At 72.2% G+C, this 9,980-nt stretch carries 6 protein-coding genes and 1 pseudogene; 4 read left to right on the top strand and 3 right to left on the bottom strand.

From position 1 onward, the window contains the following. Positions 1-1,381 (bottom strand): HAMP domain-containing protein (locus ACFHWT_RS30650; protein WP_416598124.1); only part of this gene is annotated, 1,381 nt, incomplete at its 3' end. 111 nt (positions 1,382-1,492) lie between these two features. Here ACFHWT_RS30650 and ACFHWT_RS30645 point away from each other — a divergent pair. Further along, positions 1,493-3,571: pseudogene (locus ACFHWT_RS30645) on the top strand (SpoIIE family protein phosphatase); the annotation flags it as partial. Positions 3,572-3,648: 77 nt separating this feature from the next. Here the strand turns inward: ACFHWT_RS30645 and ACFHWT_RS30640 are convergent. Then, positions 3,649-4,914, bottom strand: coding sequence for an FAD-binding oxidoreductase (locus ACFHWT_RS30640; protein WP_416598123.1), 1,266 nt, complete (start codon positions 4,912-4,914; stop codon positions 3,649-3,651). A gap of 108 nt (positions 4,915-5,022) precedes the next feature. Here ACFHWT_RS30640 and ACFHWT_RS30635 point away from each other — a divergent pair, with 108 nt between their 5' ends. Both ACFHWT_RS30635 and ACFHWT_RS30630 read left to right on the top strand, forming a co-directional pair. Beyond that, on the top strand, positions 5,023-7,110 hold the full coding sequence (locus ACFHWT_RS30635) for a S9 family peptidase (RefSeq protein WP_416598122.1): 2,088 nt from the start codon (positions 5,023-5,025) through the stop codon (positions 7,108-7,110). Positions 7,111-7,279: 169 nt separating this feature from the next. Further along, a complete protein-coding gene (locus ACFHWT_RS30630; protein WP_123607037.1) occupies positions 7,280-7,636 on the top strand; it encodes an STAS domain-containing protein in 357 nt (118 codons plus the stop codon). Here ACFHWT_RS30630 and ACFHWT_RS30625 read toward each other — a convergent pair. Continuing rightward, the gene (locus tag ACFHWT_RS30625) at positions 7,554-9,023 is read right to left on the bottom strand and encodes a CynX/NimT family MFS transporter (RefSeq protein ID WP_416598121.1); all 1,470 of its coding nucleotides are present in this window, start codon (positions 9,021-9,023) and stop codon (positions 7,554-7,556) included. The genes ACFHWT_RS30630 and ACFHWT_RS30625 overlap by 83 nt on opposite strands. A 50-nt stretch (positions 9,024-9,073) precedes the next feature. Between ACFHWT_RS30625 and ACFHWT_RS30620 the strand changes: the two genes are divergently transcribed. Then, positions 9,074-9,775, top strand: a complete 702-nt coding sequence (locus ACFHWT_RS30620; RefSeq protein ID WP_416598120.1) for a FadR/GntR family transcriptional regulator — start codon at positions 9,074-9,076, stop codon at positions 9,773-9,775. Positions 9,776-9,980: the final 205 nt, after the last annotated feature.

Genomic DNA, 9,980 nt, shown 5'->3' with positions numbered 1-9,980 from the left:
TGACCTGGGCCTGGCCGCCGAGTTTGCCTTCGGTGCCGACTTCGCGGGCGACCCGGGTGACCTCGTCGGCGAACAGCGACAGTTGGTCGACCATGGTGTTGACGGTCGACTTGAGTTCGAGGATCTCGCCGCGTGCGTCGACGGTGATCTTCTGGGACAGGTCGCCCTTGGCGACCGCCGTGGAGACCTGGGAGATGTTACGAACCTGACTGGTCAGGTTGCCGGCCAGCTGGTTCACGTTCTGCGTGAGGTCACGCCACGTCCCGGAGAGCCCTCGGACCTGGGCCTGACCACCCAACTTGCCTTCGATACCGACCTCGCGGGCGACCCGGGTGACCTCGTCGGCGAACCACGACAGCTGATCCACCATCGTGTTGACCGTCGACTTCAGTTCGAGGATCTCGCCCTGCGCGGCGACGGTGATCTTCTGGGACAGGTCGCCCTTGGCGACCGCCGTGGAGACCTGGGCGATGTTCCGTACCTGGGCGGTCAGGTTCGACGCCATCGAGTTGACGCTGTCGGTCAGGTCCTTCCAGGTGCCGGCCACGTTCGGCACCTGGGCCTGCCCGCCCAACTTGCCCTCCGTACCAACTTCGCGGGCGACCCGGGTGACCTGCTCGGCGAACAACCGCAGCGTGTCGGTCAGCATGTTGATCGTGTCGGCGAGCTCGGCGACCTCGCCCTTGGCCGACACGGTGATCTTCTGCGACAGGTCGCCCCGCGACATCGCGGTGGCCACCTGGGAGATCGACCGGACCTGGTGGGTCAGGTTGGAGGCCATCGAGTTGACGTTGTCGGTCAGGTCCTTCCAGGTGCCGGAGACCCCCTTGACCCGCGCCTGGCCACCCAGCTTGCCCTCCGTACCAACTTCGCGGGCGACCCGGGTGACCTCGTCGGCGAACGACGACAGCTGGCCGACCATCGTGTTCACCGTCCGGCCGATCCGCAGGAACTCGCCGCGTAGCGGCTGGCCGTCGATCTCCAGCTCCATGTGCTGGGACAGGTCACCTTCGGCGACCGCCCGGATCACCCGGGCGATCTCGGTGGTCGGTCGACCCAGGTCGTCGATCAGCGCGTTGATTGCCTGGTGGTTGTCCGCCCAGGCGCCGCCGAAGCCCTCCTCGTCGAGGCGTTCGCTGAGCCGGCCGTCCCGGCCGACGATCCGACTGATCCGGCGCAGGTCCAGGTGCTGACGTTCCTGCAGCGAGACCACCTCGTTGAAGGCGTCGGCGACCTCGCCGGCCACCCCGACCCGGCGGGGCAGCCGTACCTTCAGATCCCCCTGCCCCACCCGGCGCAGCGCCTCGGCGAGCTCGGTCAGCAGCGCGGTCTCGTCGATCGCCGGCCGTTGGTCGGAGGACAGCTGTTTCGCGCTGGTCATAACTCCTCGCTCAGCTCTGGGAGTGGGCTGACCTCATCATTGCTCGACTACCGTGGCAGATGCGAGGCGCGTGCCCGCACCAATCTGTCAGGGGATCGGAGGAACCGGCAGGTGACAGCTAGGGCCGAGCGTTCCGCTACCGGCACCGGGAGTGAGCATGTCCGGCGGGTTCGCCTGCCGGCCGACCGACGGACCCCGGCTACCGCACGTGCAGTGGTCAGATCAGTACTGTCCGAAGCCGCCCTGGATGAACTGATCAACGAGGCCCTGCTGCTCACCACCGAGCTGTCCACCAACGCGGTCGTGCACGCCGGCACCGAGCTGGTCATCGAGGTGGTGGCCGACCCGGTCGGGCTGACCGTCACGGTCACCGACTTCGCCGCCGGCCCGATCGAGAACGTCGCCGCGCTGCCCCGCAACGAGCGGCAAAACATCTCCGAGGTGTCCGAGCGGGGCCGGGGCCTGCTCCTCGTCGACCACTTCGCCAGCCGGTGGGGCACCACCCACCTGCGCACCGGCAAAGGGGTCTGGTTCCGGCTCGACCGGCACGGCACCCCACCGGCACCGGACGACTGGTTCCCACCGTGGCCGGCCGGCACCCGGCCGGCGCCCGACGACGACGATGATCACCACCTGCGGCCGCCCGCCGCGCCCAGCGCCGGAACACTCGCCGCGCTGATGCAGGCCGGGCCGGAACCGCACGCCGACGATCCGCTCGCGGACCTGGCCGGCGGCCTGCTCGCCCGGGTCGCGGACCTGGTCGGCGCGGCCGGTGGCACCGTCCGGCTGGACCGCGGCGACGGCAACGGGGTCCAGGTCCTGGCGCGGTACGGCCGGCAGCCGCGCTCCGGTGAACTGCTGCGCGTACCGCTGACCGTGCACCGCCCGTACTCCGGGGAACTCGAACTCGACGCCGCGCCGTCGGACTACGCCCGGCCGCTGGCCGCGCTCGTCGCCGAGCGGCTCTCGCTGCACCTGGAGAACGACCGGCTGCGCCGTGCCGACCTGCGCCGGCAGACCTGGCTGACCTTCCTGGCCGAGGCGAGTGAACTGCTCGCCCAATCACTCGACGTCGACCTGACAATGGCGTTGATCCCGCAGCTGGTGGTGCCCCGGCTCGGCCGGTGGTGCGCGGTGCACACCGCGGACGAGTGGGGCCAGCTGCAGCTGGCTGCCGCGAGCCACGCCGACGAGGCGGTCCTGCCCGCGCTGCATGCCACGCTGCGCGAGTCCGGCCCCGACTCGGTGCTGGCCCGGCTGCGGGAGGCGTCGCGCAGCGGATCACAGGTGCCGCTCGGCGCGCCGATGGAGGGCTTCGCCGTACCGCTGGTGGCCCGGGGCCAGCGGCTCGGTACCCTCGCGGTCGGCCGGCACCAGCGGCACCGGCACGACCCGGACGAGGTGTCGGTGCTGGAGGACGTCGCCCGGCGGGCCGCGCTGGCCATCGACAACGCCCGGATCCATCAGGAACGCCGACGGGTCGCACACACCCTGCAACAGTCACTGCTGCCGCCGGGGCTGCCCACCATCGGCGGGATCGGGTTGGCCGCCGAGTACGTGCCCAGCGGCGACGCGGTCGAGGTCGGTGGCGACTTCTACGACGTGGTGCCGCTGTCGGAGGGCCGCTGGCTGGTGGTGGTCGGCGACGTGTCCGGCAAGGGGGTGCAGGCCGCCACCGTCACCGGGCTGGTCCGGGACGTCATCCGGGTGCTGGTACGCGACGGCAAGGCGTTGCCGGAGGTGCTGGCCCGGCTCAACGACACGCTCGTCGAGCGGGGTGGTGGCCGCTACTGCACGCTCGCGATGGCCGCCATGACGGTCACCGCCGACCAGCGGCTGGACGTGCGACTGCACCTGGCCGGCCACGACCGGCCGGTGCTGATCAGCGGGTACGGGCAGGCCCGGTTCGTCGGTGCCGGCGGCACCGCGCTCGGGCTGCTGGAGGAGATCGTCGCGCCGTCGGTGGAGCTCAGCCTGGCACCCGGCGACTCACTGGTCTTCTACACCGACGGGATCACCGAGCGCCGCAACGGGCGGGAGCTGTTCGGCGCCGAGCGGCTGCGTCGCGCGGCCGCACCGCTGGCCGGCTTCTCCGCCGACGTGGTGGCGGCCCGGCTGCGTACCACGACGCTGGACTTCTCGGTCGAGGCACCTCGCGACGACATCGCGATCCTGGTGGTACGTAACGAGCCGGCGGCGAAGGCCGGCCCGGCCGGCTCTCGCCGCCCACCCAGACCAGCGCGTGACCGACTGACCGGGTGACCCGGTCACGACCCGCCGGTGAACCGGCCGGGCGCCAGCCGGTGCTGCGGGTCGAACCGTTGCTTGAGCTCAAGTAGCCGGGGCAGGCCCGGCCGGTGGCCCCAGATGTCGACGGCCTGTCGGACCTCGGCGGGCGCGGTCAGCACCACGCAGCTGCCGCTGCGCGCCAGCAGCACCGACCGGACCGTCGCCAGGGTCACGGCGACCCGCTCCGGCGTGGTCGACCCGGGAAGTACGGCGTGCACCAGGCCGGTGCCGACCGAACCGCGAACACCGATGGGTGCGCCGACCGCGTCGCGCACCGCGTAGATCGCGGCGTGCAGGTGCGCGGCCGGTACGTCGAGCCGCAGAGCGATGTCGGTGGCGGTGAACGGGTAACGCCGCCACCAGACCGGCGGTCGGGCGGTGTCGACGGCGTCCCCGCCGAGCAGTGCCGCCGCCCGGCCGGCGCGTTGCCGGTTCGGACCCGGCTCGCCCTCGAACAGCACCGCGAGCTGCCCGCCGGGCGGCACCTGGGACGGCCGGACGGTGCCCGCGGCGTGTGCCGGCAGATCCAGCTCGACCGCCACCGGGTGCAGCCCGTCGACGGTCAGCTCGCCGACCAGGTCGCGTACCTCCAGTGGGGTGTGCACGGTGCGTCGCACCCAGCGTCGGTCGGCCGGCACCGGCTGCAGCCGGACCGTCGCGGCGACCAGCACCGCCAGGGCACCCTGCGAACCGCAGAGCAGGTGGGGCAGCTCGTCACCGGCGTCGTTCTCCGACGCCGCCCGGACCAGCCGCCCGGCGGCGTCGACGTAGTCGACCCCGGTCACGTGCCGGCACGGCGGACCGTGCCGGTGGCTCAACGGTCCGGTCTCGTCGGTGGCGACGATCCCGCCGACCGTCGCCGACGCGGAGGGCGGGTCCAGCGGCATCCGCCAGCCGGCCCGGCCGACGGCCTGCTGGGCGGTGTGCAGCGGGGTGCCCGCGCCGACCCGGACGGTGCGCGAACCCGGCGGGCGGTGCCAGACGCCGGCCAGCCGGGAGGTGTCCAGCACGATGTCCACCTGGGAGGGAGGAGTCCACCAGTCCAGTTTGCTGCCGGAGCCGCGCGGGATCAGGGTCAGATCCCGATCGGCGCACAGGCGCAGCACCTCGGCGGTCGCCGAGGCCGTGCCCGGTGCCGCCACCCAACGCGGAGCGGCGGCCGCCACCTCGTCGTCGGGGCCAGCGTCGCGTACGTGCGCGGCACCACAGATCTCAGCCAGTCGAGCGGCCACGTCCTGAATCACCGTCGAGTCACCCCCCGCGCCGATCGTACACGTGTTCTAATCGATCCGGATGGCCGTGCGGCGTGCCGCCGTGACCGGGCGGCCCGCTCCGGGCGGTACCGTGGCCGGGTGACGACCCAGACACCGGTTCCGCCGACCGCCAAGCGTGTCCCGACCGAGCGCGTCCACCACGGCGACACGGTCGTCGACGACTACGCCTGGCTCGCCGCCAAGGACGACCCGGACACGATCGCCTACCTGCAGGCGGAGAACGCCTACACCGAGGGTGCCACGGCGCACCTCGCCGCGCTGCGCGAAACACTGTTCGGCGAGACGAAGCGGCGTACCCAGGAGACCGACCTGTCGGTGCCGACCCGCAAGGGCGACCACTGGTACTACACCCGGACCGTCGAAGGCCAGCAGTACGGCATCCACTGCCGGCTCGCGGTCCGGCCCGGCGAGTCGGCCCCGCCGGCCACTGTCGACGGCGTGTCGATCGACGGCGAGGAGATCCTGCTCGACGGCAACGCCCTCGCCGAGGGGCACGACTTCTTCGCGCTGGGCACCTTCGACGTCAGCCCGGACGGCCGCTGGCTGGCGTACTCCACCGACTTCTCCGGCGACGAGCGCTTCACCCTGCGGATCAAGGACCTGTCCACCGGCGAGGTGCTGCCCGACGAGGTGCCGTCGACCTTCTACGGCACCGCCTGGTCGGCCGACGGCAGCGCGCTGTTCTACCTGACCGTGGACGACGCGTGGCGCCCGTACCGGGTCTGGCGCCACCAGGTCGGCACCGGCGCGGACCGCGACGTCATCGTCCACCAGGAGGACGACGAGCGGTTCTGGGTCGGCGTCGAGCTGACCCGATCCGAGCGGTTCATCCTGATCGACGCGCACAGCAAGACCACCAGCGAGGTACGGGCACTGCCGGCCACCGACCCGACCGCCGAGCCGATGATCATCGCCCCACGCCGGCAGGGAGTGGACTACTCGGTCGAGCACCACGGGCACCGGTTCCTGATCCTGCACAACGACGGCGCCGAGGACTTCGCCCTCGCGTACACCTCTGTGGACGCCCCCGGCGACTGGGTGCCGCTGATCGGGCACACCCCAGGTACCCGGCTCGAATCGGTGGACGCGTTCGCCAACCACCTGGTGGTGTCGCTGCGTACCGACGGACTGACCGGGCTGCGGGTGCTCCCGGTCGGCAGTACCGACACCTTCGACATCGAGTTCCCCGAACCGATCTACAGCGTCGGGCTGGACGCCAACCCGGAGTACACGACCACCAGCCTGCGGATCCGGTACACCTCGCTGATCACCCCCGACTCCATCTACGACTACGACCTGGTCACCCGCGACCTGGCGCTGCGCAAACGCAAGCCGGTGCTCGGCGGCTACGACCCGGCCGGCTACGAGCAGCACCGGGAATGGGCGGTCGCCGACGACGGCACCCGGGTGCCGATCTCGGTGGTGTGTCGGGCGGGGACCCCCCGGGACGGTTCCGCTCCGTGCGTGATCTACGGGTACGGGTCGTACGAGATCAGCATGGACCCGTGGTTCTCGGTGCCCCGGCTGTCGTTGCTGGACCGTGGCGTGGTGTTCGCCGTCGCACACGTGCGGGGCGGCGGTGAGCTGGGCCGGCGTTGGTACGACGACGGCAAGATGATGGCCAAGAAGAACTCGTTCACCGACTTCGTGGCCTGCGCCCGACACCTGGTGAAGGCGGGCTGGACCACCCCGGACCGGCTGATCGCCCGGGGCGGCTCGGCCGGTGGGCTGCTGATGGGCGCGGTGGTCAACCTCGCCCCGGACGCGTTCGGCGGCATCGTGGCGCAGGTGCCGTTCGTGGACGCGCTGAACACGATCCTCGACCCGACGCTGCCGTTGACGGTCACCGAATGGGAGGAATGGGGCAACCCCCTGGAGGACCCCGACGTGTACGCGTACATGCGCTCGTACACCCCGTACGAGAACGTCGCCGCGGTCGACTACCCGCCGATCCTGGCTGTTACCAGCCTCAACGACACCCGGGTCTTTTACCACGAGCCGGCGAAGTGGGTGGCGAAACTGCGCGCGGTGGCCCCCGGCGGGTCGTACCTGCTGAAGACGGAGATGGGTGCCGGTCACGGCGGCCCGAGCGGGCGCTACGACGCCTGGCACGAGGAGGCCTTCGTGACGGCCTGGATCCTGGACCGGGTGGGGCTGGCCGGCTGACCCGACCCGCGGTCGGGCCCGCCGCGACCGGCGTTCATCGCCGCGATGAACGCCGGTCGCGGCGGGCCCCCGACGGCCTGGGATTATGGTGGCTGAGCAACGAACTCCCGGTCCTGCGCGGACGACAGCAAGTGGAGTACCGTTCGAGCGGAATGGCTGGAGGTCTCGAATGTCCCTGACGGTGCAGACGGAGCAGCGTGGCGACGTCGTCGTCGTGTCGGTCGGTGGTGAGTTGGACATGGCCACCGCACCCCAACTCCAGGACCAGATAACGGATCTACTGGACAAAGGCCGTAGTCGGCTGGTCTTCGACCTTGCCGACGTGTCGTTCTGCGACTCCACCGGTCTGTCGGTCTTCGTCCGGGCGAAGAACGGGTGCGACGAGGCCGGCGGCGTCGTTCGGCTCGCCGCACCGCAGCGCGGAGTGCTGCGCATCCTGGAGGTCAGTGGCCTGGTCGAGGTCCTGCAGACCTTCCCGACCGTCGACGAAGCGGTGTCGGCGCCGCAGCCGGCTCCGGCCGACTGACTGACGCGGCGGTGCCGGCCCCGTCCTCGATCCAGCGGGGCCGGGCAATCGCCCAGCCCGTACCGGTCTGCACCAGCAGCGCCACACCGAGCAGACCGATCGGCACCAACCAGCCGCCGGTCTGCTCGTACAGCAGACCCACCGAGAGCGGGCCGAGCGCGGCGATCAGGTAACCGGTGCTCTGGGTGAACGCCGACAACGACACGACGCCGGCCCCGGTCCGGGCCCGGAGCCCGATCATCGCCAGCGCCAGCGGGAAGGTGCCCTGGCCGAGCGCGAGCAGCACCATCCACACCAGGGCACCCTGGTACGGCAGCCAGAGCAGCCCGGCGTAGCTGAGCGCGGACGCCACGGCGGTACCGAGCACCAGCGGCCGCAGACTCGCCATCCGGGTGGCCAGCGTCGGCATCAGCAGCGCGATCGGGACCGCGACTGCGGTCACCCCGGCCAGCAGCAGCCCGGCGGTCTCCGGCCGGAAGCCGGCGTCGCGGAACACCTGCGCCAGCCAACCCATCTGGGCGTACGCGCCGAACGACTGTGCGCCGAAGAAGCCGGCCATCAGCCAACCGAGCCGGGTCCGACCCGGCCGGATCACCGCCGTCGCGCCCGGCCGCGCCGTCGGCCGCAGGCCGGTGCCCTGCTTTGTCGCACCGACGACCGTGCTCGCCGGGCGTCGTCGGTCCCGCCAGGCGACCGGCACCCAGAACGCTGCGGCGACGACCGCGATCAGCGCCCAGAAGCCGAGCCCGGCCCGCCAACTGCCGGCCGCGTGGGCAATCGGGACCGCGGTGCCGGCCGACACCGACGCGCCGATCGTCAACGACATCATGTACGCGCCGGTGACCAGGCCGGCCCGGTGCGGGAAGTACTGCCGGACCAGCATCGGCAGCAGCACGTTCGCCACCGCGATCCCGGCCAGGGCCAGGGCGCTGGTCGCCACGAACAGCCAGGCGGAGCTGGTGGTGACCCGGAGCAGTTGACCGGTGGCGAGCGCCGCCATCGAGGCCACCAGCAGCCGTGGTGGCGAGAATCGGCGGACCAGCCAGGGGGTGAACGCGCCGACCGAGGCGAAGGCCAACGCCGGCAGCATGGTCACCACGCCGGCCAGCAGGCCGGACAGCGCCAGGCCGGTACGGACCTCGTCCAGCAGCGGGCCGAGGCTGGTGATCGCCAGCCGCAGGTTGAGCGCGACGAGGATCATCGCGATCAGCACCACGACCGTGCCGCGCCGGCCGGCCCCGCCGGTCGCCGTCCCGGCCGGTGCAGTGGCCTGCGCCGGCCGGGTCCGCCCTGGTGCGGCCGGCCCGGATGAGGCCGGCCTCGGCACGGTCGACCCCGGTGCGGTCCGGGTAGCCGGGCGGCCGGTGAGGGCGGTTGGCGGAGTCATGTCGACCATCCTAAAATCATGGGATGATTTATGGTCGGGTGATGTAACCGATGACACCCTCGGCAGCTTCCCCGCCGGTACCCGCCGGCCGGTCCGGCACTTCCCGCAGGTCCCGGCAGACTCTGGTCCGGCAGGCGATCGACTCGCTGCGCGAGCAGATCGCCGCCGGCGACTGGCCGCTCGGCACCCGGATCCCGACCGAGCCACGGCTGGCCGAGGCGCTCGGCGTCGGGCGCAACACGGTCCGGGAGGCGGTACGCGCGTTGGTGCACGCCGGCGTCCTGGAGTGCCGACAGGGCTCCGGCACCTACGTGATCTCCACTGACGAGTTGGCCGGCGCGGTGGCCCGCCGCTGCGCCACCGCCGAGTGGCGGGAGACCGTGGAGGTCCGCCGGGCGTTCGAGGTCGAGGCGGCCCGGCTCGCGGCGCAGCGGCGTACCCCGGCGGATGTGGCTGCACTGGACGCGGCGCTGGCCGACCGCGAGGCGGCCTGGCGCGGGGGCGACCTGGCCCGGTTCGTCGACGCGGACCTGACGCTGCACCGGGCGATCATGGCCGCCGCACACAACGTGATGCTGGCCGAGTTGTACGACTCGATCGGCGCGGCGATGCGGGCCACCGTCGCTGAGGCGGTCGGACCGGACCTGCACCCGGACCGGCACGTCGACCACGCCCGCCTGGTCGCGGCGATCCGCGACGGGGACCCGGATCGGGCGGCCCGGGAGGCGGCCGTCTACCTCGGCACCGACTGACCCGCGACCGCTTGCGCAAGACCGGCCCGTGACGCTCACGCTACGAGGGCCGGGCCCCGGGGGGCGGGGCCCGGCCCTCGTGCTGATCAGCGGCGTTGCGCGGTGGTGCCGCGCTGCGGCGCGCTGCTCCGGTGCTGCTGCGGATGGTGCGGTGGGTCAGCTGTTCCAGTGCTGGGCGACGAGTTCGGCGGCCTGGGTCTCCCAC

Source organism: Micromonospora sp. LOL_021 (assembly GCF_048060215.1).
Taxonomy (GTDB): domain Bacteria; phylum Actinomycetota; class Actinomycetes; order Mycobacteriales; family Micromonosporaceae; genus Micromonospora_E.
Note: the sequence above shows the minus strand (reverse complement) of the source record. Positions and strands in the feature narration are given on the sequence as shown.